The organism is Saccharopolyspora kobensis, assembly GCF_900108315.1.
GTDB classification, from domain to species: Bacteria; Actinomycetota; Actinomycetes; order Mycobacteriales; family Pseudonocardiaceae; genus Saccharopolyspora; species Saccharopolyspora kobensis.
The window spans coordinates 1,841,092-1,864,948 of the sequence record NZ_FNVB01000002.1 but is presented as its reverse complement, the minus strand read 5'-3'; the positions used below and the strand labels follow the sequence as shown (position 1 = coordinate 1,864,948).

At 71.2% G+C, this 23,857-nt stretch carries 26 protein-coding genes; 13 read left to right on the top strand and 13 right to left on the bottom strand.

The genetic code is table 11. The annotated features are described in order from the left end of the window. Positions 1-565: 565 nt before the first annotated feature. From C4T78_RS08495 to C4T78_RS08490, 3 genes are all read right to left on the bottom strand, one after another. The gene (locus C4T78_RS08495; protein WP_093358116.1) at positions 566-754 is read right to left on the bottom strand and encodes a hypothetical protein; all 189 of its coding nucleotides are present in this window, start codon (positions 752-754) and stop codon (positions 566-568) included. Between the two features lie 226 nt (positions 755-980). Beyond that, complete coding sequence (locus C4T78_RS35970) at positions 981-1,202, bottom strand: hypothetical protein (RefSeq protein ID WP_093358117.1); 222 nt, start codon at positions 1,200-1,202, stop codon at positions 981-983. Positions 1,203-1,379: 177 nt separating this feature from the next. Continuing rightward, positions 1,380-2,753, bottom strand: a complete 1,374-nt coding sequence (locus C4T78_RS08490) for a Gfo/Idh/MocA family protein (protein WP_093358118.1) — start codon at positions 2,751-2,753, stop codon at positions 1,380-1,382. 193 nt (positions 2,754-2,946) lie between these two features. Between C4T78_RS08490 and C4T78_RS08485 the strand changes: the two genes are divergently transcribed. Continuing rightward, positions 2,947-3,729 (top strand): DeoR/GlpR family DNA-binding transcription regulator, encoded by a 783-nt coding sequence (locus C4T78_RS08485; RefSeq protein ID WP_093358119.1) that lies wholly within the window; start codon positions 2,947-2,949, stop codon positions 3,727-3,729. A gap of 277 nt (positions 3,730-4,006) precedes the next feature. Continuing rightward, positions 4,007-5,389: a sugar porter family MFS transporter gene (locus C4T78_RS08480; protein WP_093358120.1), complete on the top strand. Its 1,383-nt coding sequence runs from the start codon at positions 4,007-4,009 to the stop codon at positions 5,387-5,389. Between the two features lie 40 nt (positions 5,390-5,429). Here C4T78_RS08480 and C4T78_RS08475 read toward each other — a convergent pair whose 3' ends face one another. Together C4T78_RS08475 and C4T78_RS08470 are read right to left on the bottom strand one after the other, a co-directional pair. Further along, positions 5,430-6,191 carry an SDR family NAD(P)-dependent oxidoreductase gene (locus C4T78_RS08475; RefSeq protein WP_093358121.1) on the bottom strand — a complete coding sequence of 254 codons (762 nt, stop codon included), beginning with the start codon at positions 6,189-6,191 and terminating at the stop codon, positions 5,430-5,432. 105 nt (positions 6,192-6,296) lie between these two features. Next, the gene (locus tag C4T78_RS08470) at positions 6,297-6,875 is read right to left on the bottom strand and encodes a TetR/AcrR family transcriptional regulator (RefSeq protein ID WP_093358122.1); all 579 of its coding nucleotides are present in this window, start codon (positions 6,873-6,875) and stop codon (positions 6,297-6,299) included. Positions 6,876-7,017: 142 nt separating this feature from the next. Here C4T78_RS08470 and C4T78_RS08465 point away from each other — a divergent pair, with 142 nt between their 5' ends. The 8 genes from C4T78_RS08465 to C4T78_RS08425 all read left to right on the top strand — a co-directional run bounded on the left by C4T78_RS08465 (position 7,018) and on the right by C4T78_RS08425 (position 14,568). Then, complete coding sequence (locus C4T78_RS08465) at positions 7,018-7,563, top strand: type 1 glutamine amidotransferase domain-containing protein (protein WP_093358123.1); 546 nt, start codon at positions 7,018-7,020, stop codon at positions 7,561-7,563. Between the two features lie 132 nt (positions 7,564-7,695). Then, positions 7,696-8,601 (top strand): arsenic resistance protein, encoded by a 906-nt coding sequence (locus C4T78_RS08460; protein ID WP_093358185.1) that lies wholly within the window; start codon positions 7,696-7,698, stop codon positions 8,599-8,601. 66 nt (positions 8,602-8,667) lie between these two features. Beyond that, the gene (locus tag C4T78_RS08455; RefSeq protein WP_093358124.1) at positions 8,668-9,207 is read left to right on the top strand and encodes a hypothetical protein; all 540 of its coding nucleotides are present in this window, start codon (positions 8,668-8,670) and stop codon (positions 9,205-9,207) included. A 135-nt stretch (positions 9,208-9,342) separates the two neighbouring features. Continuing rightward, positions 9,343-10,029, top strand: a complete 687-nt coding sequence (locus C4T78_RS08450; RefSeq protein WP_177247809.1) for a phosphatase PAP2 family protein — start codon at positions 9,343-9,345, stop codon at positions 10,027-10,029. A gap of 256 nt (positions 10,030-10,285) precedes the next feature. After that, entirely contained in the window at positions 10,286-11,179 is an 894-nt protein-coding gene (locus tag C4T78_RS08445) for an MIP/aquaporin family protein (RefSeq protein ID WP_093358126.1), read from the top strand. A gap of 74 nt (positions 11,180-11,253) precedes the next feature. Beyond that, positions 11,254-11,661, top strand: coding sequence for an Hsp20/alpha crystallin family protein (locus C4T78_RS08440; protein ID WP_235863872.1), 408 nt, complete (start codon positions 11,254-11,256; stop codon positions 11,659-11,661). A gap of 746 nt (positions 11,662-12,407) precedes the next feature. After that, positions 12,408-13,229 (top strand): bifunctional allantoicase/(S)-ureidoglycine aminohydrolase, encoded by an 822-nt coding sequence (locus C4T78_RS08430; protein WP_093358129.1) that lies wholly within the window; start codon positions 12,408-12,410, stop codon positions 13,227-13,229. Between the two features lie 406 nt (positions 13,230-13,635). Beyond that, complete coding sequence (locus C4T78_RS08425; protein WP_218161752.1) at positions 13,636-14,568, top strand: GNAT family N-acetyltransferase; 933 nt, start codon at positions 13,636-13,638, stop codon at positions 14,566-14,568. Here C4T78_RS08425 and mca read toward each other — a convergent pair. Both mca and C4T78_RS08415 read right to left on the bottom strand, forming a co-directional pair. After that, positions 14,549-15,409 carry a mycothiol conjugate amidase Mca gene (mca, locus tag C4T78_RS08420; protein WP_093358130.1) on the bottom strand — a complete coding sequence of 287 codons (861 nt, stop codon included), beginning with the start codon at positions 15,407-15,409 and terminating at the stop codon, positions 14,549-14,551. The genes C4T78_RS08425 and mca overlap by 20 nt on opposite strands. Continuing rightward, positions 15,406-16,803 (bottom strand): MDR family MFS transporter, encoded by a 1,398-nt coding sequence (locus C4T78_RS08415; protein ID WP_093358131.1) that lies wholly within the window; start codon positions 16,801-16,803, stop codon positions 15,406-15,408. Before C4T78_RS08415 ends, mca begins: the two co-directional genes overlap by 4 nt. Before the next feature lie 93 nt (positions 16,804-16,896). Between C4T78_RS08415 and C4T78_RS08410 the strand changes: the two genes are divergently transcribed. Continuing rightward, complete coding sequence (locus tag C4T78_RS08410; protein ID WP_093358132.1) at positions 16,897-17,496, top strand: TetR/AcrR family transcriptional regulator; 600 nt, start codon at positions 16,897-16,899, stop codon at positions 17,494-17,496. On the opposite strand, the gene C4T78_RS08405 is transcribed toward C4T78_RS08410, so the two are convergent. From C4T78_RS08405 to C4T78_RS08395, 3 genes are all read right to left on the bottom strand, one after another. Then, positions 17,493-18,443, bottom strand: coding sequence for a DivIVA domain-containing protein (locus C4T78_RS08405; protein WP_093358133.1), 951 nt, complete (start codon positions 18,441-18,443; stop codon positions 17,493-17,495). The genes C4T78_RS08410 and C4T78_RS08405 overlap by 4 nt on opposite strands. Before the next feature lie 160 nt (positions 18,444-18,603). After that, on the bottom strand, positions 18,604-19,317 hold the full coding sequence (locus C4T78_RS08400; protein WP_093358134.1) for a zf-HC2 domain-containing protein: 714 nt from the start codon (positions 19,315-19,317) through the stop codon (positions 18,604-18,606). A 34-nt stretch (positions 19,318-19,351) separates the two neighbouring features. Further along, positions 19,352-19,900, bottom strand: a complete 549-nt coding sequence (locus C4T78_RS08395) for a sigma-70 family RNA polymerase sigma factor (protein WP_093358135.1) — start codon at positions 19,898-19,900, stop codon at positions 19,352-19,354. Between the two features lie 326 nt (positions 19,901-20,226). Here C4T78_RS08395 and C4T78_RS08390 point away from each other — a divergent pair, with 326 nt between their 5' ends. Both C4T78_RS08390 and C4T78_RS08385 read left to right on the top strand, forming a co-directional pair. After that, positions 20,227-21,564: a PepSY-associated TM helix domain-containing protein gene (locus C4T78_RS08390; RefSeq protein ID WP_235863873.1), complete on the top strand. Its 1,338-nt coding sequence runs from the start codon at positions 20,227-20,229 to the stop codon at positions 21,562-21,564. Between the two features lie 2 nt (positions 21,565-21,566). Then, a complete protein-coding gene (locus C4T78_RS08385; RefSeq protein ID WP_093358137.1) occupies positions 21,567-22,244 on the top strand; it encodes a DUF5134 domain-containing protein in 678 nt (225 codons plus the stop codon). Between the two features lie 52 nt (positions 22,245-22,296). On the opposite strand, the gene C4T78_RS08380 is transcribed toward C4T78_RS08385, so the two are convergent. The 3 genes from C4T78_RS08380 to C4T78_RS08370 all read right to left on the bottom strand — a co-directional run bounded on the left by C4T78_RS08380 (position 22,297) and on the right by C4T78_RS08370 (position 23,703). Further along, positions 22,297-22,515 carry a CDGSH iron-sulfur domain-containing protein gene (locus tag C4T78_RS08380; RefSeq protein WP_093358138.1) on the bottom strand — a complete coding sequence of 73 codons (219 nt, stop codon included), beginning with the start codon at positions 22,513-22,515 and terminating at the stop codon, positions 22,297-22,299. Then, positions 22,515-22,721 (bottom strand): heavy-metal-associated domain-containing protein, encoded by a 207-nt coding sequence (locus C4T78_RS08375; protein WP_093146874.1) that lies wholly within the window; start codon positions 22,719-22,721, stop codon positions 22,515-22,517. The genes C4T78_RS08380 and C4T78_RS08375 overlap by 1 nt, the downstream gene beginning before the upstream one ends. 106 nt (positions 22,722-22,827) lie before the next feature. Beyond that, positions 22,828-23,703 carry a universal stress protein gene (locus C4T78_RS08370; protein ID WP_093358139.1) on the bottom strand — a complete coding sequence of 292 codons (876 nt, stop codon included), beginning with the start codon at positions 23,701-23,703 and terminating at the stop codon, positions 22,828-22,830. Positions 23,704-23,857: the final 154 nt, after the last annotated feature.

Below are 23,857 nucleotides of genomic sequence, written 5' to 3'. Positions count from 1 at the left end.
GCTCAAGCTCGAGAGCTCGGCTGCGGGTGCCCATGCACTGCGGCACAGCCAACGCGAACGCGACCAGCACCGCACCCAGGGTCAGGTCGAACCGGACGCACCGCACCACGGGGACGACGATCGGTCATGGTCTCTACCGTGCCGCCGCACCTCGGCCGGTGAGGGCGCTTGGTGATCACCACCCGTCTTTCCGGACGCAGAGCAGACGACCGCGCAGCAAGGAACCACACCGAACCAGCGCGCCCCGCACCCTTCACCGGGTCGGGGGCGCGCTGCCCGGTTCCAGGCACTTCCCCTACCTGGAAACGGATGCGTGCGTTCGGGACACGCACCATTCATCCTAGAACTCGTGTTCGATGATCGCCACCCGTGGCCGTCGTGGAAGCGGGACGACGACCGCCGGTTGCGAGGAACCGGTGCCGGTGCGGATGGACCTCACCACCGCGCCGGAGTCCTGATCGGGTTCGGCGCGGGGCGCGTTCGTCATCTCCGGGCGAGCTCGTCGACCGGGCGGTGGAGCGCTGTGACGGCCGGGGCTGATGCAGCGAGCCCCGTTGGTCGAGCGTCAGTCACCAGTCAGCGATTGCGTGAACTCGCTGCTCGCGACGACCTCGGTTTCGCTGTTGTCGGTGATGGTGACGGTTGGCGAGAGTACGTACTGATCATCGTCGATTCCGGCGTGGGCGGCGGCACCGCCCATCAGTCCAAGACCGGCAGAGGCGAGGAACGCGACGGCGAATGAGCGAAGGCGCATGGTTCTGTCTCCGTTCGTTGGGGCGAGACGGGCTGATCGTCCTGAAAAGCGCCTTCGCCGGCTCGTTTTCGAGCCCTGCACGGAGCCACCGATCAACGCTCGCACACGCGCACTCCCCGCGCCGAAACCCCTGTCCACCCACCGGGAATCGGATGTTCAGGCCTTCGGTGAACCTCCCGTCTTGCGCCCTCCTCCAGCAGGCCCATGCCCGGCCGAGCTCCTGCCGTCAAGGTGCCGCGCAGATGCCGATGTCCTGCCCCCCTCCGGTGAGCTTCTCGACCGGGATCGTGAGTACGCAAGGGCCGGCTGAGGGTTCTGCAGTGCTGCCGCTCTGAGCACTGCCGTCCTGACTGGTGCCGCCCTCAGCGTTGGCGATGCCGTGAATGCCTGCGAGTGCCAGGGCCGCGAACCCGACGGCTGCCGCGGACCGGGCGATGGTTGAAAGCATTGGAGTCTCCTACACCGAAGTTCTGCTGCGTGATCACCCTCGCCGCTCCGCCACCGCGCCGCCTCCCTGCTCCCACCGTTGTGCGTCACGCGAATTCACCTCACGCGGACGCCACTTCGCCCGGAACCTCCTGTGCCGCAACAGCGTCCGGCGACGTCGTGCTGCGAAGCCGGGTGGTCAGGGCTTCGGGGAGTCGACGCCCGGGTGCGGCGTCTTCCAGCGGCCTCGGGTGAAGTCCGGGAAGTCGACCGGCGCGCTGCCGTCCTTGATGGACTGGGCGCTGAGCGCGAACGGGGCGCTCCAGGTGGCCGAGTCGTAGACGTCGATGTCCGGGGGCAGGCCCAGGCGCATGGTCTGCGCGAGGCGGTAGAGCATCAGGTAGTCCATTCCGCCGTGACCGCCCGGTCCGGGGCCGACCTCCTTCCACAGCCAGTGGTCGTGCTCGGCGTAATCGGCCCAGTTTCCCCACTCGTGCGGGGCGCCGGTCGGTTCCAGGTAGATGCGCGGCGGGTAGTCCTCGAACACGCCCTTGGTGCCCTGCAGCTGGTTCAGCCTGCTGTACGGGCGTCCGTTGGAGACGTCGTGCACGAGGTGGATGACGCGACCCTGCTCGGTCTGGATCAGGCTCATCGTCGCGTCACCCTTGACGTACTTCTCCCGCCAGGCCGGGTCGTCCGGCGGCAGGTGCTCCTGGCGGTAGGCCGCCAGGCCGAGCGCCGGCGTGCTCATCGAGGTGATCCGCAGCAGCCGGTCGCCGCGGTTGACGTCCAGGTAGGCGGCGACCGGACCGAGGCCGTGGGTCGGGTACAGATCTCCGTCGAGCTCGGTGTGCCAGGCGCGACGCCACTGCCCCGCGTAGTAGGTCTTGGAGAACAGCAGCTCGCGCAGGTCGTGCAGGTAGGCACCGGCGCCGTAGAGCAGGTCGCCGAACATGCCGTCGTGGGCCATGCGCAGCACGCGCAGCTCGTTCTGGCCGTAGCAGCAGTTTTCCAGCTGGATGCAGTGCCGTCGGGTCTGCTCGGAGACGTCGACGAGCTCCCACAGCTCGTCCACGGTGACGCCCACCGGGCATTCCACGCCGACGTGCTTGCCGTTGCGCATCGCCGCCACGGCCATCGGCGCGTGCCACTCCCACGGCGTGGCGATGTAGACGAAGTCCACGTCGTCCCTGGCCAGCAGGTTCTCGAAGTCGTGCTCGCCCGCGCTGTACTCGGCCGGTTCCGGCCGCCCCTGTTCGACCACGGCGCGTGCCGCGCGCTCGACCGCTTCGGCGCTGGTGTCGCACACGGCGGTGATCGCCACGCCGTCCAGTTCCAGGAACAGCGGCAGCATGCTCGCACCGCGGTTGCCGACGCCGATGATGCCGACGCGGATCGCCTCGTGCGCTTCGAACGGCACGCCCATCATGGTTTCGCCCTTGGCCGCGGGCCACGCGGTCTGCGCCGCTGCCGCGCCGGGCGCCAGCCCGGCGAGACCTAAGCCGGCCCCCGCCGCCGCGCCGGTGCGCAGCAGGGACCGCCGGGAAAGGGCACTGCGAGGAAGCTCGACCATCAGTCCTCCTGCGTGAAACTGCGTGTATTCACGTCAATTCACGCACAATCGCACACCGTTCGACGGCCCGATACCGGCACGCGGCGGCTTCGCGGCTGATCCGTTCGGCGGCAGCCGCCACGACGCGACGCCTGCGCGGGCCGAGCCCGCCGCCGTAGTAGGTTGCCTGCGGACTTCGCGGAGGGGACGGGCAATGAACCGGCACGAACGACTGAGCAAACTGCTGGACATCGTCGGGCAGCGCGAACGCGCCGACGTCGACGAACTGGCCGCCGAGCTCGACGTCTCCGCCGCCACCATCCGCCGCGATCTCGACCACCTGGCCGAGCAGCAGCTGCTGGCCCGCACCCGCGGCGGCGCGGTGGCCACCAGCATCGCCTACGACCTGCCGCTGCGGCACAAAGCCGCCCGGCACGCACCGGAGAAGCAGCGGATCAGCGCGGCGGCCGCGCGCCTGGTGCAGCCCGGCATGGTGATCGGGCTCAACGGCGGCACGACGACCACCGAGGTCGCGCGCAGCCTGGCCACCCGGCCGGACCTCGGCGAGCACGGGGACCCGGGCATCACGGTGGTCACCAACGCGCTCAACATCGCCAACGAGCTGGTCGTGCGCCCGCACGTCAAGATCGTGGTCACCGGCGGCGTGGCGCGCCAGCAGTCCTTCGAGCTCACCGGTCCGCTGGCCACGCACATCCTGCGGGAGATCAGCCTGGACCTGCTGTTCCTCGGCGTCGACGCGATCGACCCGGAGCACGGCGCTTACGCGCACCACGAGGGCGAGGCCAGCATCAACCGGCTGATGGCCTCCCGCGCGGCGCGGGTGGTCGTGGTCGCCGACAGCTCCAAGCTGAACCGCCGGGCGTTCGCCCAGATCTGCGCCACCGACTCCATCGACACGCTGATCACCAACACCGGTGTGGACGCAGAGGTCCGCGAAGCCTTCGAGGCCGCGGGGACGACCGTGCTTGCTGCTTGATTCTGATCGAATGGAGCATTGCTCGGACAAATTCGAGCACCTTAAGCTCGCGCTGTTTCATCCGCCGATGACCTTCGGAGGAACGCGCGATGACATCCGCCTCGCCCGGCGCCGCTAACGCATCGCGAATCCCGCAGCCGCACAGCCCGTCCGCCGAGTCGCACGGCACCGACCCAGAGCGGCCGCGCGACCGCGGCCGGGCCGTCGCGCGCCCTCGAAAACGGTTCTCCCGCACCACTTCTCGCGGAGCAGCACAGACCGCACCAAGGAGGATGTCATGTCCGGAGCCTCCCCAGCGCTGGGCGCCACCTCGCCCACGGCGCGCCGGATCGCCATCGCCGCAGCGACGATCGGCGTGATCTACGGCTACGACATCGGCAACATCTCCGGTGCGCTGCTGTTCATCACCGAGGAGATGGACCTCTCGCCCGCGCTGCAGGGCAGCGTGACCACCGTGCTGGTCGCGGGCAACATCGTCGGCGCCCTGCTCGCGGGCAAGCTGGCCACCGCCATCGGGCGGAAGGCGACCATGCTGCTCGTGGTGGCCGGGTACGCGGTGTTCGCCGTCTGGTCCGGGCTGGTCTCCGACATCCTGTGGCTGGACGTCTCGCGGTTCTTCCTCGGCATCAGCATCGGGTTGTCGCTGGTCGTGACGCCGATCTTCCTGGCGGAGTCGGCGCCTGCGGCGATCCGCGGCGCACTGGTCGTCGGCTACCAGGTCGCCACCGTGACCGGCATCCTCATCGCCTACCTCGTCGACTGGAGCCTGGCCGATTCCGGGAACTGGCGGCTGATGCTCGCGCTGTCGGCCGTGCCGTCGGTGCTGGTGATGTTCCTGCTGGTCAAACTTCCCGACACCGCGCGCTGGTACGTCCTCAAAGGACGCCACGAGGAAGCGCGGCGCACCTTGCAGCTGGTCGATCCCGGCGCCGACACCGACCGGGAGCTGGCCGAGATCCGCGCGGACATCGAGAGCCGGCGCGGCGGTCAGCTGACCGAGATGTTCCGCAAGCCCTACGCGACGGCCACCACGTTCGTGCTGGTCCTCGGCTTCCTGGTGCAGATCACCGGGATCAACGCGATCACCTACTACAGCCCGATGATCTTCAAGGAGATGGGTTTCCAGGGCAACGCCACGGTGATCGGGCTGCCCGCGATCGTGCAGGGCGCAGCGCTGCTGGCCACCATCGGCTCGCTGTTCGTCGTGGACCGGGTGGGCCGCAGGCCGATCCTGCTGGGCGGCATCGCCACGATGGCCGTCTCCAGCCTGGCGATGATCCTGGTGTTCGCCACCGGCTCGCTGGACGGCGGCGGCTCGTGGTGGGGCTTCGCGGCGATCCTGGTGTTCACCGCCGGGTTCAACTTCGGCTTCGGCTCGCTGGTGTGGGTGTTCGCCTCGGAGAGCTTCCCGGCTCGGCTGCGCGCGCTGGGCGCCTCGCTGATGCTGACCGCCGACCTGGTGGCGAACCTGATCGTGGCGCAGTTCTTCCTGCCGATCATGGACGGCCTGGGCGGGGCCACCACGTTCGCCATCTTCCTGGCGCTGGCGGCGATCTCCTGGGTGTTCGTGCTCCGGTTCGCCCCGGAGACCAAGGGCCGCTCGCTGGAGAGCATCCGCACCTACTGGGAGAACGGCGCCCGCTGGCCCTCCGGGAGCTGATCGAGCGGTCGCCCCGCCGCGGGGCGACCGCTGCGGGCTCTCAGGCGGTGGCCCCGCCGTCGATCACCAGCTCGTGACCGATGACGTGCGCCGAGTCGTCAGAAGCCAGCCACAGCACGGCGGCGGCGACCTCGTCCGGCGTGCTGACGCGGCCGGACGGCACCGACGCCGCGAACCGCGCATCGCGCGCCGCGCGGTCCTCCCCCGGGAGGTAGGACATCGAGGTGTCGGTGCCGCCTGGGCTGACGACGTTGATGCGCACCCCGTCGGCGATGTGCTCGCGCGCCGCAGCGCGGCTCAACACGCTGACCCCGGCCTTGCTCGCCGCGTACGCGGCGACGCCGGGCCGCCGCTGCTGAATTCCGATGTTGGAGCCGATGTTGACAACGGCACCGCCGCCGTGCTCGCGCATGTGCGCGATCTCGTGCTTCATCGACAGGAACACCCCGGTCAGGTTCACCGCCAGCACCTGCGACCAGGTTTCGACCGCCACGTCGGCCAACGGGGCTGCCTCGCCGAGGATTCCGGCGGCGTTGCACGCCACGTGCAGGCCACCGTGGCGCTGGACCACCGTGGCGACCATCCGCGCCGCCGACTCCGGATCGGACACGTCGGCCACCACGTGATCGGCCCGGCCACCGGCGTCGGTGATCTCCCGGACCACCTCGGTCAGCGCGTCGGCGTTGCGCCCGCTGACCACCACCAGCGCGCCTTCCCGGGCGAACGCCGCGGCGGTGACGCGAGCGATGCCGCCCGCCCCTCCGGTGACCAACACGACCTTGCCGTCGAACCGGGCGACCATCACAACTCCTGAATCTAGACTGATCGATCTCGTATCGAGGCGAACTCGCCCCGCATCAAGGCAAGACGCTAATCCATTCGAGATCGATCAGTCAAGAAACGGCGGTCAACCCAGCAGAGCGCGCATCTGCGCTGCGGCGTCGCGGATCCGGTCGGCGTCCGCGGGCGCGCGCCCCATCACCTGGATGCCCTGGAAGAACACCAGCAGCATCCGGGCCAGAGCGCGAGGCTCCCGGTCCGCCGGCAGATCACCTTCGGCGCGAGCGCGCGCCAGCGCCGAGGTCAGCGACGCCTCCAGGAACGACCAGCTCGACTCCACCAGCCGGTGCACCTCCGCATCCCGGGACGACGACTCCACCGCCGCGTTCACGACCATGCAGCCGACCCGCTCGGCGTCCGCGGCGGCCTTCTCCGCGTACCGGTCGATGAGCCGGTGCACACCGGCCAGCGCAGGCCCCGCCGAGAGCACTCCGACGACGGATTCGTCGGTGATCCGCAGGTAGCGCTCCAGCGCCTTGAGGTAGAGCCGGCGCTTGTCGCCGAAGGTGGCGTAGATGCTGGCCCGCGCGACACCCAGGTGCGCCACCAGCTCCGCCGTCGAGGTGGCCTCGTAGCCGCGCTCCCAGAACAGCTCCAGAGCGCGCTGCAGCGCCACTTCCGGATCGAACTCCTTGGTCCTGGCCATTCCCCGACCGTACCGCTTTCCAGACCGGACGATCAAATATCTGGCCGGGCCGCCGACTTGCAGCGCCGAGCGGGAAGGGGACGCTGGGCCCCGGAGCGCACCGGCCGACGACCGGTGCCTGCAGCGGAAGGAGTGATCGACGATGACCGGAGAGCTCAACGGGCGCCGGGTGGCCATCCTCGCCGCCGACGGGGTCGAGCAGGCCGAGCTGGAGCAGCCGCGCGCCGCGCTGGAAGACGCCGGAGCCCGCGTGGAACTGCTCTCCACGCATGACGGCGAGATCCAGGCCATGAACCACGACATCGAGAAGGGCGACCGGTTCACCGTCGAGCGCGAGGTCGCGGGCGCCGCCGTCGACGACTACGACGCGCTGGTGCTGCCGGGCGGCACGATCAACCCCGATCAGCTGCGCCGCTATGCGGAGGCGGTGGGGTTCGTGCGGGACTTCGTCGACTCGGGCAAACCGGTCGGCGCGATCTGCCACGGCCCGTGGACGCTGGTGGAGGCCGACGTGGTGCGCGGCCGCCGGCTGACCTCGTTCACCAGCATCCGCACGGACATCCGCAACGCGGGCGGTGACGTGCTCGACGAGGAGGTGGTCGTCGACCGGAACCTGGTGACCAGCAGGCAACCGGGTGATCTGCCCGCGTTCAACGCGAAGCTGGTGGAGTCGATCGCGCGCACCTGATCCGGTTCGCGTTCCCGGCACCGGTCAGAATCGGGCAGTCCGCAGGCCGGGTCGGGAGGAGAGCGCGTGTCCGGGCAACGAGGCGTGGTGGCCGCGCTGGAGCGGCACCAGGTCGTGATCTACCTCGCCGCGATGGTGCTCGGCGGTCTGCTCGGCTGGGCGGCGCCCGGCGCGGGCAGCGGGCTCGAACCGGTGCTCAACCCCGTCCTCGGTGCCCTGCTGTACGTGACGTTCCTGCAGGTCCCGGCGGCGGATCTGGTGCGGTCGCTGCGCGCCGGGCGATTCCTCGCCGCGGTGCTGGTGGTGAACTTCGCCGTGGTGCCGCTGGTGGTCGCGGCGCTGTTCGCCTTCCTGCCCGATGACCGGGCCGTGCAGCTGGGCGTGCTGCTGGTTCTGCTCACCCCGTGCGTGGACTACGTGATCGTCTTCTCCGGGCTGGCCGGTGGCAGCAGCCAGCGGCTGCTGGCCGCCACTCCCCTGCTGCTCATCGCCCAGATGCTCCTGCTGCCGGTGTTCCTGCTGGGGTTCCTGGGGCCCGGCCTGGTGGACGTGGTGGCGGTGGGGCCGTTCCTCGAAGCGTTCCTGGTGCTGATCGTCATCCCGCTCGCACTGGCCTGGGCCACGCAGGCGTGGGCGGCGCGGCGCCCGGCCGGGCGGAAGGTCGCGGAGACCGCGAGCGCGGCGATGGTGCCGCTGATGGCGCTGACGCTGATGACCGTGGTCGCCTCGCAGGTACCGGCGCTCGACGGCCGGATCGGGGACGTGCTGCGGGTCATGCCGCACTACGTCGGGTTCCTGGTGGTGATGCCCTTCGCCGGGATGGCGGTGGCCCGGCTGCTGCGACTGGCCACTTCGGACGGCCGAGCGGTCGTGTTCACCGGAGCGACGCGGAATTCGCTCGTCGTGCTGCCGCTGGCGCTGGCCCTGCCGGATCACCTGGCCGTCGCCGCGGTCGTCGTGGTCGCCCAGACGCTGGTCGAGGTGATCGGCATGGTGATCTACGTGCGAGCGGTTCCGCGCCTGCTGCCCGCCCGCTGACCGCTGCGCGCGGCCCGCGCCGGACGCATCCTGGTGGCAGCACGTCCGAAACCGACGGGGCCGCCCATGTCCCACCGCACCTGTTCGCGCCGGGAGTTCCTCGCCGTCGCCGCCGCGCTCCCGCTGCTCACCGCGTGCGAGCAGCCACCTCCGCTGCCCGACTGGATGCTCACGCCCGCCGACGCGGCCGACGCCGGTCTGCGGCGCGATGCGCTGGTCATCGGTGAGCTGCTCGCCCGGCACCGGGAGATCCGGCGCGAGGTCGAGCACTTCTCAACCGGGATCCGCGCGACCACCACGAGCGCGGCGCCCGACCTCGCGGAGCAGATCCGCGTGCACGCGGAGCAGATGCAGTCCAGGCTGCGCAGCGGTGCGCCGATCCGGCAGGACGATCCGCTGTTCGCCGCCGTTTTCGCGCACCACCGGGAGGTGCGGCTGCAGGTGGAACGGCTCGCCGGCGGGGTGCTCGTGACCGAGACCTCCGAGGACCCGGTAGCGGTGATGTTGCTGCGGCAGCACGCTGTTCACGCGGTGTCGGAGTTCGTCGCGGGCGGCGTCGACCGCGCTCGAAGATCGACTCCGCTGCCGCCTGGCTATCCTGGCTGAGACGACCCCGGCGGATTCGACCTGTTTCAGGCACCCCCGCGGAAGGTGCACCGCAGTGCCCCCGCCACCGCCGCCCTGGTGTCGTCATCGTCCCTCCACGAGGGTTTCGAGTCGAAACGGATGGCAGGTCAACACGTGTTCGAACACCGATCGGCAGCAATGGTGCAGGCCGGGCGGACAGCGGCGGAAGCAGGCACTCCGGACGCCGGAGGCGTACCCGACTTCAGCGCGGAGCTGTACCGCGACGTCGTGGACTTCGCGAGCAGCACTCCGGGATGGGTGCAGTCGTTCGCCGCTTTCTTCACCGAGGCAGCGCTGGTGCTGCTCTTCGGCTTCTTGCTGCTCGCCTGCTGGCGAGCGCGGCGGATGCCCGCGCGATCGCTGGCGATCGCGCTGCTGAGCGTGCTGGGCGTGGGGGTCGCCTACTCGTTGAGCGAACTGCTCAAGTTACTCGTCGAGCAGGACCGGCCCTGCCGGGCGATGCGGGTGGCGACCATCGCCGAGTGCCCGCCGCTGGGTGACTGGTCCTTCCCCAGCAACCACTCGGTGATCGCCGGCGCGACTGCGTTCGGCGTGTTCGCCGCGTGGCGGAAGCTCGGTGTCACGGCGCTGATCCTCGGTGCGGCCACGGCGTTCTCCCGGGTCTTCCTCGGAGTCCACTACCCGCACGACGTGCTGGTCGGTTTCCTCTTCGGCGTGGTCATGACGGCATTGCTGGTGCGCCTGCTCTCGCGGACGGCGACCCAGCTGGTCCTCAAGCTGCCCGCGCACCGGTCCCACGACATCGACGAGCAGCCGACGGTGCAGCTCCCGCGCATCTGAAAGCGCCGTGCGAGAAGGGCGGGCCGGACTCTCCGGCTCGCCCTTCTTCCGTGAGCGCTTTGGGGTTCTATAGCACCCCAAAACGCGCACGGGCCCTGACCGGCGCGAACGCAACGATGACGGTCTCGCGCTAGGCACCGGTCGCGCCGCGCGTCCTGCGATCGGTTTCGGCCGGACCTACACTCCGTGGAGCGGTGGGACTTTCGGTTCGGGTGGTGCTCGGCGGGCGAAGACCTACTCGTTTACTGGAGCGACGATGGCTGAGCAGACGAAAGGCCGTCACGGCTATCGAGAAGGGCTCGGCGGCGAGCTGCTCGCCGAGTTCCTGGGCACCTTCGTGCTGATCCTGCTGGGCTGCGCCTCGGTGGCGGTCGCGGTGGCCGGGCTGCCCGGTTCCGGGCGCCAGTCCGACGCGTTCGGCGCCGCCAACTGGCTGATCGTCGCCTTCGGCTGGGGTTTCGCGGTGGTGTTCGGCGTCTACGTCGCGGGCGGGGTGAGCGGCGCGCACATCAACCCGGCGGTGACGCTGGCCTTCGCGCTGCGGCGGGCCTTCCCGTGGCGGAAGGTCGTGCCCTACGTCTTCGCGCAGGTGGTCGGCGCGTTCCTCGCGGCGGCCCTGGTGTTCGCCACCTACAGCTGGGCGATCAACGCGTTCAACGCCAAGGCCGGGCTGCCCAGGGACCAGTCGCTGGACACCTTCGCGATCTTCGCCACGTTCCCCGCCGAGTACTTCGGCGGATCGTGGTGGGGCCCGCTGCTCGACCAGATCGTGGGCACCGCCGTGCTGGTGCTGCTCATCTTCGCGCTCATCGACGCGCGCAACACCGCACCGGCGGCCAACCTGGGCCCGTTCATGATCGGCATGGTGGTCACCGTCATCGGTCTGACCTTCGGGCCCAACGCCGGCTACGCGATCAACCCGGCCCGCGACTTCGGACCCCGCCTGTGGACCTACCTCAGCGGCTGGGGCGACCTCGCGCTGCCCGGCAGCCACCAGTGGTTCAGCTGGTACTTCTGGATCCCCATAGTCGGCCCGCTGGTCGGCGGGGTGATCGGCGCGGTGGTCTACGACCTGTTCATCGGCCACGTGGTCGCGGCCCGGACCGGCCCGGAACCGGGCCGCACGAGCGACCGCCCGCCCTCCGAGTGATCGGCGCGGTTTGCCGCCGGCGCATCGGGGTACCCGCGCGGGTGCGTCGAAGTCACTTCGCCGAGGAGGACACCATGACCAGCTTGCAGCCCAGGTCGGGCATGGGGTTGGCAGACATCTTCCGGATGTTCGAGGGCGAATGGCCCTTCGGCGAGCACCACGCGATGCGCGCGGAGACGTTCACCGAGGGCGAGGAGTTCGTGATCCGCTGCGAACTGCCCGGGATGAACCCCGACGAGGACATCCACATCAACGTCGAGGGCAACCAGCTGAAGATCAACGCCGAGCGCCGGCACGAGGAGCGCGCCGACCGGCACAGCGAGTTCTACTACGGCAACTACAGCCGCACGATGCTGCTCCCGATGAGCTGCAACACCGACGAGATCAAGGCCGAGTACGAAGCGGGCATCCTCACCATCCGCATGCCCCGCCGGGAAACCCAGGTCAGCAAGGAGATCCCGGTGGCCCGCAAGGGCAAGTGACCAGCACCCGGAGCCCGCGCGCTCTCACGACAGCGCGGGTCCCGAGCAGCGGCTGATCACCTCCGAGCGGCAAGCACCCGGAGCCGCGGCGACCTCGGGGCATCTACCGCCAAGCTCCTCGATCCGCCACCGGTGGACGTCCGCACGAGATCCGCTCGGCTCGAACGCCAGATCCTGCTGCCCGGCCATTTGCTACGGCGTGCCGGGACAGGCGGACGCCGGGGCAGGCTCGGAATTCCGGACCGCGAAGTACCCGACGCACGAGGCGCATGACCGGGCCGCATCCGGCACCCCCGCCGTGAACCATCGACGGGACCAGCGCTCGATCACCTCGAGATCCACGTCACGCCCGACTCAGCCGGAGCACATCCGGTCATCGGTGGGGCTGGGGTCGTTGGAGCGCGATGGACTCGTGGTGCACACGGTGCTACGCACCGTGCCGCCGGGCGTGGAGTGCTCGCTGTCCGCGCTCGGGCGCGGGCCGCTGGTGCCGCTGTCGGTGGTGGCCGACTGGGCTGACCAGCACGCCGTCGACATCGACACCGCCCGGCGTCGCCGCGAGGGTCGGCAGGGGTGCTCAGCCAAACCGATTAGTTGCGGGTCACAGGCTTGAGATTGTGACGTCTCGACGCTGTCCTTTCCGGGCTCCGGGCTTTACGCTGTGGACGTCTCGGACGCTCCGGGCCGGCGCTCCGGCACGCACTGCGCGGCAGCGTTCGAACGTCGATCAGGACAGGAGTTGCAACTTGAGCGAGCCGTCGTACTACGCACCCGAGGGTGGCCTGCCGTCGCAGATGACGCTGCTGACCGACCGCGCCGTCGTGAAGGAGGCCTACACCGTCATCCCGCGCGGCGTCCTCCGCGACATCGTCACCAGCAACCTGCCGGGGTGGGACAACACCCGCTCGTGGATCCTCGCCCGGCCCATCGCCGGGTTCGCCACGACCTTCGCGCAGTACATCGTCGAGGTGGGGCCGGGCGGCGGCAGCGCGAAGCCGGAGCCGGAGAGCGGTGTGGAGTCGGTGCTGTTCCTGCTCACCGGCGACCTCGAGGTGACCATCGAGGGTGAGAAGCACCAGCTCACCCCGGGCGGATACGCCTACCTGCCCGCGGGCGCGAGCTGGTCGGTGGCCAACTCCTCCGCCGCGGTGGCGACCTTCCAGTGGGTGCGCAAGGCCTACGAGGCCGTCGAGGGCATCCCGGCGCCGAAGGCGTTCGCGGTGCAGGAGCAGGACATCGAGCCGACGCCGATGCCCGACACCGACGGTGCCTGGGCGACCACGCGCTTCGTCGACCCGAACGACCTCTCGCACGACATGCACGTCAACATCGTGACGTTCGAACCGGGCGCGGCGATCCCGTTCGCCGAGACGCACGTGATGGAGCACGGCCTCTACGTCCTCGAGGGCAAGGCCGTCTACCGGCTCAACGACGACTGGGTCGAGGTCGAGGCCGGTGACTTCATGTGGCTGCGCGCCTTCTGCCCGCAGGCCTGCTACGCCGGTGGCCCCGGCAAGTTCCGCTACCTGCTGTACAAGGACGTCAACCGCCAGATCAAGCTGACCTGATCCGCCGACCCCGGCCCGGCGACCCGCCGACCCCGGCCCGGCGACCCGCCGACCCCGGCCCGGCGACCCGCCGGGCCGGGATCAACGCTCGCGCCCACACCACGAGTTCCCGCGCCCGGTGAACGCGGCGAGAATCATTGCTGTGCGCGGTGGTTCGCCGAACACCTCGGCATACGCGCGGCGCTGCAGGCGCTTCGGCGGCCAGGCTCCCGGCCGGCACTGCCGGGCCACGGCATCCGCCCGCTCCCGCGCGGGAGCGGGTTGCTTGGTCGTCCGAGCTCATCGCTCCAGTATCGGAGCGCGCCGGAAAACCGGCGGACAGGGCGAGAACGGGTGGTTATGCTCTTCGCGATCATCGCGCTCGCTTGCTCCCGGGGCGCACGGCGCCCTTTCACCGGAGAGTGCATTGACCGCGATTCGCGACGTGACCATGCGTCCCATCACCGGCCCCGACGAGCTCGACCTGTTCTGCGGGCTGTCCTACGTCCTCGACGACGAGCTGGCCGACGACCTCGCCGCCGGTCGCAGGCGGCCGGGCCGGATGTGGGTCGCGCTGCGCGGCGATGAGCTGCTGGCCCGGGTGGCCTGGTGGAACCGGCCGGGTGACGAAGAGCCGCGAATCCTGGACGTGGTCGACGTCGGAACCGGCTGCGTGGACGTCGGCGTCCAGCTGCTGCGCACCGCGATGGCAGCCGTCGTGCCCGCCGGTTCGCCGCCGCCGCTGTACAGCCGCTTCGTCCCGCCGGACTGGCGCGAGGACCCGGCGAGCAAGCAGGCGGTCGACGACCGCATGGCAGTGCTGGAACGCCTCGGCGCCGAGCTCTTCGTGGAGCGGTTGCGCCTGGTGTGGCAGCCCGGGACCGCGGTTCCCGAGCCCAGCGGGCGGCTCCGGTTCCGTCCGGTCGGCGACACCGAGGAACTCCTGGGGCTGATGACCGCGGCCCTGGACGGGACGCTGGACGCCCACTCCCGCGACGACCTGACCAGGATGTCCGCGCGCGAGGTGGCCGTCGAGCAGTACGAGAGCGAGTTCGCCCGCTTCAGCAGCCCGCGGGAGTGGTGGCGAATCGCGACGCTGCCGGGCGGTGAACCGGTGGGATTCGTCATCCCGGCCCACAACGGCTACAACGCCACGATCGCCTACCTCGCGGTCCTGCCCGCGCACCGCGGCAACGGCTACATCGACGAGGTCCTGGCGGAGGGCATCCGCGTGCTCGCCGGGCAGGACGTCCCGCGCATCCGGGCGGCCACCGACCTCGGCAACGTCCCGATGGCGAAGGCCTTCGCACGCGCGGGGTTCGTCGACTTCCAGCGCGAGATCACCATGACCTGGAGCTGATCCCCGCGAACAGGTCGTGCTCGGGGACGCTGGTGGGCACCGCCGACCGGGCCAGGTGGTAGTCCTCGGTGGGCCAGACCTCGCGCTCGATGTCCCTGGGGTGGGCGAAGAACGGGCTGTCCGGCCCCATCTGCGTGGCGTGGGCGAGCGCGGCCCGGTCCCTGGTCGCGAAGTGCTCCGGGCAGCGGATCCGGGTGGTGACCTCCAGTTCAGGCGCGTCGTCGGGCCAGTCGTCGAGCACCGGGCCGATGAGCGAGGGCACGCCCCGGTCCAGCATCGCCTCGTGCAGGGCCCGGAACCAGTTCCGGGACAGCGCGGCCTGGTAGTAGAGCTTCAGCGGGCGCCACGCCGTCCCGGTTTCCGAGTAGCGGTGCGGATCTCCCGCCGCGTCGAAGGCCTCCACGGTCACCTCGTGGGTCTTGATGTGGTCCGGGTGCGGGTAGCCGCCGGACTCGTCGTAGGTGATGACCACGTGCGGCCGGAACTCGCGGATGACCGCCACCAGGGCCGCTGCCGCCACCTCGGTGCGCTCCAGTGCGAAGCAGCCGGCGGGCAACGGTTCTCCATCGGCGGGCAGCCCGGAGTCGGTGAACCCGAGGAACCGCTGCCGCACGCCGAGGATTTCGGCCGCTGCCGCCATTTCCCGCCTGCGGACGGCGGCGATGTCCGCCCGGATCTCGGGCCGGTCCAGCGCCGGGTTGAGCACGTCGCCGCGTTCACCGCCGGTGCAGGTGACGACGAGGACTTCCGCTCCGGCGGCCGCGTAGTGCGCCAGCGTCGCCGCGCCCTTGCTGGACTCGTCGTCGGGGTGGGCGTGCACGCTCATCAGGCGCGGGGTCATGCCGGTCCTCCTTCTCGGGACGGGAACAGGAAAGCGGGGACGAGGCTCAGCGCGGTGAGCCCGAACGCCCACCAGAAGGCGTCGCCGAACGCCGCCGGGCCGGGGTCGCCGTTCTGCAGAACGACCACGAGCACGGCCGTGCCGAGCGAGCCGCCGACCCGGTTGAGCACGTTCAGCGCGCTCGCCGCTCGCGGCGCTTCGTGCCGGGCCACGCTGCGGTACACCGCGGCCATACCGGGCGCCATGGTCAGACCCATCCCGATGCCGCGCAGCACCAGGGACGCGGTCAGCAGCCAGTCCGGCGGTTGCGCGGCGAGCTGGGTGAACGCCAGCGTTCCCAGCAGGGACGCGGCGATGCCGGTGAGCAGCAGCGGGCGCGGGCCGAACCGGTCGGCCAGCCGCCCGGCCAGGTACGTGGTGAGCGCGGTGCCCAGCGCCTGCGGCGCCAGCAGCAGCCCGGCCTCCAGTGCGCCGACCTGCTGAACTTGCTGGTAGTACAGCGGGATCAGCAGCATCGAGCTGTACAGCGAGGCACCGAGCAGGAACGAATTGCCGGTGGCCGCGGCGAATCCGCGTCGCGCGAAGAACCGCAGGTCGATCAGCGGTGTGCCGCGGCCGCGCAAGGCGTGGACCGCGTAGGCGATCAGCAGCGCCGAACCGAGCAGCAGCGGCAGGAGTGCACCTGGCGCGGCGAAACCGCCTGCCTCCCCCACCCCTGCGAACCCGTAGACCACGGCGGCCAGTCCGGGCGAGATCAGCAGCAGACCGCGCAGGTCCAGCCGGTTCTGCGGCATCCGAGCACCGGTCGACGGCAGTGATCGCGCCGCGACGGCCAGCACGGCCGCGCCGATCGGCAGGTTGACCAGGAACATCCACCGCCAGTCCAGGCCCTGCACGATCAGCCCGCCGAGCACCGGGCCGAGCACCGGTGCGAACATCACCGGGACCGAGGTCACCGCCATGATCCGCCCCATCCGGGCGGGCCCGGCGACCTGAGCCACCATGGCCTGGCCGATCGGCTGCATCATGCCGCCGCCGATGCCCTGCACCACGCGGAAGGCGATCAGAGCCGGGGCCGACCACGCCAGCCCGCACAGCGCCGAGCCGCCGATGAACAACGCCACCGAGCACAGCCACATCCGCTTGGCGCCGAAGCGCTCCGACGCCCAGCCCGAGATCGGCATCACCACCGACACCGCGAGCAGGTAGCCGGTCAACACCCACTGCACGGTGCTCAGCGGCGCACCCAGATCCCGGGCGACCGCGTCGATGCCGACGTTGACGATCGTCGCGTCCAGTCCCGCCAGGACCGCTGCGCAGAGCAGGATGCCCGCCGTGCGCCACAACTCGGCGTCCGTCCGCTCATCCGGTCGAGCGGCGGTTGGAGCCGTCATGGTCACCTCCTCGAATCAGACCGGGAGATAACTTAGGTCCGACCCAATAACTAGGTCAAGCATAATTTCTGGGTCTGGTCTAAACTCGGCACCATGGGACTGCGGGACCGGCGCAAGCAGCAGACGCGGCAGGAGATCTCCGACATCGCCACCCGGCTGTTCACCGAGCACGGCTTCGACGAGGTGACGATCGCGCAGGTGGCGGCGGCGGCCGGGGTGGCGAAGATGACCGTCACCAACCACTTCCCGCGCAAGGAGGACCTGGTCCTCGACATCCACGAGGAGTTCATCGCCCGCCTCGGCGAGGTCGTCGCCGGGCGCGCCTCCGGCGAATCACCGCTGGCGGCGCTGCGGCGCGCCTACTTCGAGGACCTGGCCCGGCGCGATGCGATGCTCGGCTTCTCCGGCCCGTCCTTCGCCCGCCTGATCGCCGGAAGCCCGACGTTGCTGGCCCGGCTGCGGGAGATCCACGAGGAGCGGGAAACCGCGCTGGCTGCCGTGCTGGCGCGCGAGACCGACGAGTTCACCGCTGCTCTCACCGCCGCGCACGCCATCGCGGTGCACCGGGCGCTGTTCCGCGAAGTGCAGCGGCGCACCCTCGCCGGGCAGGACGCCGACGAGATCGCCGCCGCGCTCGAACCCCTCGCGGTGCAGGCGTTCGACGCATTGCAGCGGCTCGCCGAGGCGGACTAGGCGCGGTTCGGCGCGGGTGCGGTGTCGAGGTGCTCGGCGACCAGGTCGAGCAGCGAGTCGACTTCCTCGGGGTCGTAGCCGCCCGCTTCCACCGCGGTGAACTCCGCGTCGCGCACTTCGGCGGCGGAGAGCGTGGCAGCACCGCGCAGCGCCGCCACCACGCGGTCGAGCAAGTCGTCCACTTCGGACGCGTCGTAGCCGTGCTCCCCCGCGGGCGCTTCGCTGAACACCACGCTGCCGACCGCTTCCGCGGTCAGCTTGGGGCCGCCGCGCATCCGGCCGAAGGCCCTGGCGATCGGCATGCGCTGCGCCGGGATGGCGCGCTCGCGCGGCGCCAGGTGCTTGATGCTGGTCGACACCATCACCAGGAACGCCACCACGCTCGCCTCCTGGTAGCCGGGGTGGCCCGGCTTCGGCGGGTTGAACCGCGCGGTCAGCAGGTCCTGCGCGGTCAGGGTGTCGGCCCCGCGCAGCGTCGCCGCGACGCGGTCCACGAAGGCGTCCACCTCCGCCTTGTCCAGCGCGGGCTGCTGCGGACCGGCCTGGTCGAAACCGCCGTTCGGCACCAGATCGACGGATTCCGGCTCGACCGGTCTTGCTTGCACCGGCTCCACCGGCTTCTCCACCCGCCGCACGATCCTGGGCTCCGGCTCGGCGCGCCGCTCCTGCGCGCCGGCCTTCCGGGACGCGCGCACCTCGCGCTTCATCAGGGTGAGCGCGACCTGGTCCAGGAAGGCGTCGACCTGCGTCTTCTTGTAGGCGCGCGCACCGCGCTTGCGCGAGCTGAACTCGACGGTCAGCACATCGCGCGCGGTCAGCAACCGCTTGCCCGACAAAGTCGCCACGACGCGGTTCAGGAACGCGTCGACCTCGGATTCGTCGTAACCGCGTTCGCGGCGCCAGGCCCTGGCGAAAACAACGTTGCGCACGTCGTCGGGGGTGAGCATCGGCGTGCCTCCAGGCGAGCTTCGTCCACCGGACGCTTACCCGGCCACCACGCCGGACCCCGACCCGCCCGTTCTGCGCCGCACAGCTTGCCCAAACCGGACCGCGAGATCAAGGCCTCAGCCCGTCGGCAGCAAGGTCGTTGCGCCGAACGGCCCAGCATCACGCGGCGTGATGGCTGACCGGGCGCAGGTGCTGGCGCTCGGACCCGCCGTCCTCCTCCGGCGGCTCGGCCGCGCGACCGGCGCTCACCCGGTGCTCGGGTGGCGCGGCCGCGTCCGGCTTCGGGGCGTCGCGGTGCTCCCGGCGCACCACCATCAGCAGCACCAGGCCCGCGACGAGGAACCCGTGCGAGAGCAGCCGCGTCGCCGGGACCGCGTCGTTGAGCAGGTCCACGACGCTGAACCCGGCCAGCACCACCAGGAACGCGGAAAGCACCGGCAGCAGACCGGCCGCCGTTCGCGGCCGCAGCGCGCTGAGCAGCAGGCCGACACCCAGCGCCAGGTTCCACGCCGTGCTCTCGTTGAACAGGTGCGCGCTCATCGAACCGGCGTGGCCGCCGTGACCGAGATCGACCAGCCCGGTCACCTGCACCAGCCCGAGCAGCAGCTGGCACGCCGCCACGGCACCGAGCAGCAGCCCCGGCCAGCGCCGCCGGGCCGGCCGCGCAGCGAGCACCTCGGCGACGAGGTCGGGCACCGGTTCGGCCGGGCGGACGCGCAACCGCCGCGTCAGTTCGAGGACACCGCGCTGCCACTCCCGGCAATCCGAGCAGCGAGCCAGGTGCTCGTCGAGCCGCTCCGCCGGGAGCGGCGGTTCCTCGCCGTCGACCCGTGCCGATATCCCCTCGCGAATGTGCGAACAGTCCACGTCCATCCAGTCGTCGCCCGCGTTCCCGTAGTTCCCGGTCTCACCCGATTTCCGCTGACCGGCGTCGGCGATCGCCCAGCAGGTCCTCCCGCGCTCGCGCGACCCTGGAACGCACGGTACCGATCGGGCAGCCGCACACCTCGGCGGTCTCCTGGTAGGACAGGCCCAGCACCTGGGTGAGCAGCAGCGCCTCGCGCCGTTCCGGGTCCAGGCCGTCGAGCATCACGTTGAGCTCCACCACCTCCTCGAACCCGCCGGGCTGCGGGCGCTCCACCGCTGCCGCGTCGACCGGGGACACCGGCCGCGCGCGCTCGTAGCGCACCTGGTCGGCGGCGACCCGCCGGGCGATCGACAGCAACCAGGTCCGCGCCGAGGAGCGCCCTTCGAAGCGGGGCAGGCTGCGCAGCGCCCGGAGGTAGGTCTCCTGCGCGAGGTCGTCGGCGCCGCGGGCGCCGGACAGGTGCGCCAGGAAGCGCCACACATCGCGTTGCGTGGCGCGGACGAACGCCTCCAGCGCCGCCCGGTCGCCGCGCCCCGCTGCGAGCGCGAGGTCGGTCAGCCGGGTGTCATCGACCGCGGAGTGGCTCATGATCTTGCAGGCTACCGCCGGAGCGCGACGGCGAGAACGCTTGCGCGCCGGGCCGTCTCGAGCACCGGGCAAATCCGGTGAAATCCCGGAATTCCCGGTGGGTGTCGATGTCGCGGCCGAGCCTTTCAACGGGCCGCATCACAGCAGGTATCGCATGCGCCGCAGGCGCACAACCCACCCACGGCACTCGCACTGCTGCGGCCTCTGAGGTTCCGCTACCCGCACCGCCACGCAGAACGAGCCTGGAAACGTCCACGAGATGGCCGGGAACCGGGGTGCTCTCCCGCACGACTGGTACTGCGATGAGCCGATCAGCGAGGAGCAGCATGTCAGTCGAGGAGTCCACCGCCCGGGAACCGGCGGTGTCACCGCAGCGCTCCGAGGAGCCGTGGTGGCCAGCGCTGCGACCACTGGTGCGGCGCCTGCACTTCTACGCCGGGATCTTCATCGGGCCGTTCCTGGTCGTGACCGCGCTCACCGGTCTGCTCTACATCTTCACCCCGCAGCTGGAGCGGGCGATCTACGACCACGAGCTGCGCGTGCCGCCGGGCCCGGTCACGCAGTCGCTGGCGAGGCAGATCGAGGTCGCCCGCGAGGCCCTGCCCGGCGCGGAGCTGACCGCCGTGCGCCCGGCACCGACGCCCACCGGCACCACCCGGGTGATCTTCGACGACCCGGAGGCCGAGGGCAGCTACTACCGCACGGTGTTCGTCGACCCGCACACCGCCGAGGTCCGCGGGGTGCTGGAGACCTACGGCAGCAGCCAGTCGCTGCCGATGCGCACCTGGCTCGCCCAGCTGCACCGCAGCCTGCACCTCGGCGAGGTCGGCCGGATCTACAGCGAACTGGCCGCCAGCTGGCTGTGGGTGGTGGCGCTCGGCGGACTGCTGATGTGGGTGCGCCGCAAGCGCGGCAGCGCCCGGTCGATGGTCGCGCCGCAGTTGCGCGGCAAGGGGCGGCGGCGAGTCCTGTCCTGGCACGGCACCTTCGGACTGTGGGCGTGCGCGGGCATGTTCTTCCTGTCCGCGACCGGCCTGACCTGGTCGCTGTTCGCGGGCGAGAACGTCACGGCGATGCGTTCCGCGCTGTCGTGGGAAACCCCGGCGGTGTCCACCGAACTGCCGCGGCCGCCCGCGGGCGACGTCGGCTTCGACCAGGTGCACGCCGCCGCGATCGCGCACGGCATCACCGGGGCGGTGGAGATCACCGCGCCCGGTGACGGCGCGTACAAGGTCGAGCAGACCGAGCGCCACTGGCCGACGCAGCTGGACGCGGTGGCCGTCGACCCGGCGGGCGGCAACGTCGTGGAGGAGCTGCGCTTCGCCGACTTCTCGCTGATCGCCAAGCTCGCCCGGTGGGGCGTCGACGCGCACATGGGGCTGTTGTTCGGCCTGCCCAACCAGCTCGTGCTCGCCGCGCTGGCGATCGGCCTGGCCGGCACGGTGTTCTGGGCCTACCGGATGTGGTGGCTGCGCAGGCCGACCCGCGGCTTCGGCGCGCCGCCGGAGCGCGGTGCGTGGCGCCGGGTGCCCGGCCGGGTGCTGGCGCCGATCATCCTCGCCGCCGCGTTCATCGGGTACGCGATGCCGCTGCTCGGTGCTTCACTGCTGCTGTTCCTGGCCGTCGACGCCGTGCTCGGCGCGCGCCGCGAGAAGGGAGCCTGACCGTGGTGGAATCCCTGCTGCTCCGCTGGGTCCTGACCGCCGTGTTCACCGCCGCGGCTCTTTGGGGCCTGCACCGGCTGATCCGGGCGGAGCCGATCGCGACCGTGTCCGGCCGGCTCGTCCATGCCGGTCAGGACCAGGCCGTGCCCGCGAGTCCGGTGGTGCGGATCAGCGCTGCCTGGCACGTCGTGATGAGCGCGGCGATGATCGCGATGTGCTGGCCGTGGGGCATGGCGATCCCGGTGAACCCGCAGCTGGTGGTGTTCGGCGTCATGGCCGGGTGGTTCCTGGTGCTGGCCGCCGACGTCCGCTGGTGCGCCGCGCACCGCCGGTGGCAGCAGCTGCACCACGCGGCGATGGCGGCCGGGATGTTCTGGATGCTCGCCGCGATGCCCGCGCTGATGCCGGACGCGCCGGTGGAGTCCGGGCACACCCACCACCACTCGATGGGCGCCGGAGCGCTGGCCGCGGCTGAGATCCCCGCTCCGGCGAACGCGGTGGTGGTCGTGTCGCTGGTGCTGGGCGGGTACTTCGTGCTGAGCGCGCTGCCGTGGCTGTCCGCCGCGGTCGACATCGGCCGCGTCGCCCGGACCCGGCCGCAGCGCGCGGCCGCCTACGAGGCGACCTGCAACGCGGCGATGACCACCGGAATGGGCGCGATGTTCCTTGCCGTGCTGTGACGGCCGTGAGCGCTTCGGGGCGCTAGAGCACCCCGAAGCGCTCACGATGCGGCTAGCTGCTGGCGCGTTCCTGCGCGACGAACCCGTTGCGGGCGTGCGCGCCGTCGCAGAACGGTTTCCTGGCCGACATCCCGCACCGGCACAGCAGCTGGGTGCGCCCGGGCCCCAGCTCGTGCTCGCCGCCTTCGTGGTCGACCACCCGCACCGGGCCTTTGACCTGGTACGGGCCGTTGTCCACGGCCTTGATCACGACCGTCGGCCGCTCGGCCATCAGCCCGCGATCTCGTAGCCGGCGTCGCCGACGGCCCGGCGGACGGCCTCGGTGTCGACCGCCGATTCGCCGGTCACCGTCAGCTCTCCGCTGCTGATGTCCACGTCGACGTCGCTCACCCCGGCCACCCCGGTGACCGCGTTGGTCACCTTGGTCATGCATCCCGAGCAGGTCATCCCCTTGACCACGAAGGTCGCCTGCGCCATCGTCCGCTCCTCTCATCGGTGAACCGTACCCCCGTAGGGTACCCAGGAGCGTACGCGATCCGCCGGCCGGGCACAAACCCGGTCCCGATCACTCCGATGTGGACCGTCAGGCCGCGCGCAGGACCGCGACCGGGCAGGGCGCGCGGTTGACCACCGCGTGGCTCACCGAACCGAGGAAGCTGCGCCGGAACCGCCCACGGCCGTGACTGCCCACGACCAGCAGGCTCGCGCCGTCGGCCTCCCGCAGCAGCGCCTCGGTGGGCTTCTCCGGCGTGACCACGCGCCGGACCACCACGTCCGGGTACTGCTCGACCCAGCCCGCCACCGATTCCGCGAGCACCTCCGCGGCCTCCTCGTGGACCTCCGCCCACGCCAGCTCCCAGTGCGACACCCACTGGAACGGGTCCAGCGGCAGATCGCTCCAGGCGTGCGCGGTGACCAGCTCGCAGCGGTTCCGGGATGCGAAGTCGAAGGCGAAGCCGATCGCGGCCCGGCTGGTGGCCGAACCGTCCACGCCCACCACGACCGGCCCCGGACCCGGCTCGTCGGCGCCGCCCCGCACCACCACGACCGGTGCGCCGCCGCGCCTGGCCAGCAGTTCCGCCGAGGTCGCGCCGATCCCGGCCGACGGCTCCAGCCGCGGCCCGCCGAGCACCAGCAGATCGGCGTCCGCGGCCATCGCGGCGAGCACCTCGGCCGGGTCGCCGAACGGCAGTTCGCTGCGCACCGGCAGGTCGGCGTCGATCCGGTGGCACTCCTCGACGAGCTGGGCGAGCTCGCGCCGCAACGCCTGCTGCAGCGGCTCGGCCACATCGCCCTCCCCCGGCACCCGGATGGCCGTGTGCTCCTCGAAGGGCCAGGTGAGCGCGTGCACCAGCAGCAGCGGACGACCGCGCCCGGCCGCTTCCCGCGCCGCCCACCGCACCGCTCGCCTGGATGATTCCGCCAGGTCGAACCCGGCCACGACCGCCTTCTCGGACATGCCTCCCCCTCCGCCGGTCCCGGCTCCAGGTTGCGCCATCGCCGCGCCCGGCGGTCAGGGCACTTCGTCATCGCCGCGCCGGACAGTGACCATCGGCTCTACCTCGCCGCCCGAGCCCGCCGACAGGCTGGAGGAGCAGCGGGCGACGGAGGGG

Bases quoted from the DNA above. Each gene is read 5' to 3' on its own strand.
- C4T78_RS08455 (WP_093358124.1), top strand. From the start codon at position 8,668: ATGTCCCACCGCACCTGTTCGCGCCGGGAGTTCCTCGCCGTCGCCGCC.
- C4T78_RS08370 (WP_093358139.1), bottom strand. From the start codon at position 23,703: ATGTCCGAGAAGGCGGTCGTGGCCGGGTTCGACCTGGCGGAATCATCC.
- C4T78_RS08380 (WP_093358138.1), bottom strand. From the start codon at position 22,515: ATGGCCGAGCGGCCGACGGTCGTGATCAAGGCCGTGGACAACGGCCCG.
- C4T78_RS08475 (WP_093358121.1), bottom strand. From the start codon at position 6,191: ATGGTCGCCCGGTTCGACGGCAAGGTCGTGTTGGTCACCGGAGGGGCG.
- C4T78_RS08440 (WP_235863872.1), top strand. From the start codon at position 11,254: ATGACCAGCTTGCAGCCCAGGTCGGGCATGGGGTTGGCAGACATCTTC.
- C4T78_RS08405 (WP_093358133.1), bottom strand. From the start codon at position 18,443: ATGCTCACCCCCGACGACGTGCGCAACGTTGTTTTCGCCAGGGCCTGG.
- C4T78_RS08490 (WP_093358118.1), bottom strand. From the start codon at position 2,753: ATGGTCGAGCTTCCTCGCAGTGCCCTTTCCCGGCGGTCCCTGCTGCGC.
- C4T78_RS08485 (WP_093358119.1), top strand. From the start codon at position 2,947: ATGAACCGGCACGAACGACTGAGCAAACTGCTGGACATCGTCGGGCAG.
- mca (WP_093358130.1), bottom strand. From the start codon at position 15,409: ATGACCCCGCGCCTGATGAGCGTGCACGCCCACCCCGACGACGAGTCC.
- C4T78_RS08390 (WP_235863873.1), top strand. From the start codon at position 20,227: ATGTCAGTCGAGGAGTCCACCGCCCGGGAACCGGCGGTGTCACCGCAG.
- C4T78_RS08465 (WP_093358123.1), top strand. From the start codon at position 7,018: ATGACCGGAGAGCTCAACGGGCGCCGGGTGGCCATCCTCGCCGCCGAC.
- C4T78_RS08480 (WP_093358120.1), top strand. From the start codon at position 4,007: ATGTCCGGAGCCTCCCCAGCGCTGGGCGCCACCTCGCCCACGGCGCGC.
- C4T78_RS08400 (WP_093358134.1), bottom strand. From the start codon at position 19,317: ATGGACGTGGACTGTTCGCACATTCGCGAGGGGATATCGGCACGGGTC.
- C4T78_RS08415 (WP_093358131.1), bottom strand. From the start codon at position 16,803: ATGACGGCTCCAACCGCCGCTCGACCGGATGAGCGGACGGACGCCGAG.
- C4T78_RS35970 (WP_093358117.1), bottom strand. From the start codon at position 1,202: ATGCTTTCAACCATCGCCCGGTCCGCGGCAGCCGTCGGGTTCGCGGCC.
- C4T78_RS08395 (WP_093358135.1), bottom strand. From the start codon at position 19,900: ATGAGCCACTCCGCGGTCGATGACACCCGGCTGACCGACCTCGCGCTC.
- C4T78_RS08375 (WP_093146874.1), bottom strand. From the start codon at position 22,721: ATGGCGCAGGCGACCTTCGTGGTCAAGGGGATGACCTGCTCGGGATGC.
- C4T78_RS08470 (WP_093358122.1), bottom strand. From the start codon at position 6,875: ATGGCCAGGACCAAGGAGTTCGATCCGGAAGTGGCGCTGCAGCGCGCT.
- C4T78_RS08495 (WP_093358116.1), bottom strand. From the start codon at position 754: ATGCGCCTTCGCTCATTCGCCGTCGCGTTCCTCGCCTCTGCCGGTCTT.
- C4T78_RS08410 (WP_093358132.1), top strand. From the start codon at position 16,897: ATGGGACTGCGGGACCGGCGCAAGCAGCAGACGCGGCAGGAGATCTCC.
- C4T78_RS08445 (WP_093358126.1), top strand. From the start codon at position 10,286: ATGGCTGAGCAGACGAAAGGCCGTCACGGCTATCGAGAAGGGCTCGGC.
- C4T78_RS08460 (WP_093358185.1), top strand. From the start codon at position 7,696: ATGGTGCTCGGCGGTCTGCTCGGCTGGGCGGCGCCCGGCGCGGGCAGC.